We start from the raw sequence: 1,212 nt of genomic DNA, 5'->3' as shown, positions 1-1,212 counted from the left end.
CATTAATTTTAAAGTCTTTAAAAAACTGCTCACTAAAAGTAAATTGACATCCATTACGATTGATATTGATAGTAGTGTAATTAACGTAGAAGGTCATCAAGAAGGTGCGTCAAAAGGATATAATCCTAAGAAACTGGGAAACCGATGCTACAATATCCAATTTGCATTTTGCGACGAATTAAAAGCATATGTTACCGGATTTGTAAGAAGTGGCAATACTTACACTGCAAACGGTGCTGCGGAAATGATCAAAGAAATTGTTGCTAACATCAAATCAGACGATTTAGAAATTTTATTTCGAATGGATAGTGGCTACTTTGATGAAAAAATTATCGAAACGATAGAATCTCTTGGATGCAAATATTTAATTAAAGCCAAAAGTTATTCTACACTCACCTCACAAGCAACGAATTCATCAATTGTATTCGTTAAAGGAGAAGAAGGTAGAGAAACTACAGAACTGTATACAAAATTAGTTAAATGGGAAAAAGACAGAAGATTTGTCGTATCTCGCGTACTGAAACCAGAAAAAGAAAGAGCACAATTATCACTTTTAGAAGGTTCCGAATACGACTACTTTTTCTTTGTAACAAATACTACCTTGCTTTCTGAAAAAGTAGTTATATACTATGAAAAGCGTGGTAATGCTGAAAACTATATCAAAGAAGCCAAATACGACATGGCGGTGGGTCATCTCTTGCTAAAGTCATTTTGGGCGAATGAAGCCGTGTTTCAAATGATGATGCTTTCATATAACCTATTTTTGTTGTTCAAGTTTGATTCCTTGGACTCTTCAGAATACAGACAGCAAATAAAGACCTTTCGTTTGAAGTATGTATTTCTTGCAGCAAAAATAATCAAAACCGCAAGATATGTAATCATGAAGTTGTCGGAAAACTATCCGTACAAGGGAGTGTATGAAAAATGTCTGGTATAATAAGAATATCATCAATAAAATTGAGTGTTGCTCTGTGGATAACTTGCAGAGTTTATTAAGTATCATTGCAGCAAAGATGAAATCAATGATTTATCAAAAATGATTGAAAGGTGGTTGTAAATAATGTTACAATGTGTGAGAAGCAGTCTAAATTCTTCGTGAAATAGTGATTTTTGAAGCTAATAAAAAACACACGTGGAATTTAGGTATTTGAATTTTTAGACTTCTGGATGGCTATATGTCCAGATACTGGCATGCAGAGTGGTGGGTCGCAA

At 33.7% G+C, this 1,212-nt stretch carries 1 protein-coding gene; it reads left to right on the top strand.

From position 1 onward, the window contains the following. Positions 1-937: IS1380-like element ISEcp1 family transposase (locus ABD481_RS46405; RefSeq protein ID WP_256084195.1), on the top strand; the 937-nt coding region annotated here is incomplete at its 5' end. Positions 938-1,212: the final 275 nt, after the last annotated feature.

Source organism: Catenulispora yoronensis (assembly GCF_039531695.1).
Classification (GTDB): Bacteria; Actinomycetota; Actinomycetes; order Streptomycetales; family Catenulisporaceae; genus Catenulispora; species Catenulispora yoronensis.
This window is presented reverse-complemented; position numbering and strand designations above follow the sequence as displayed.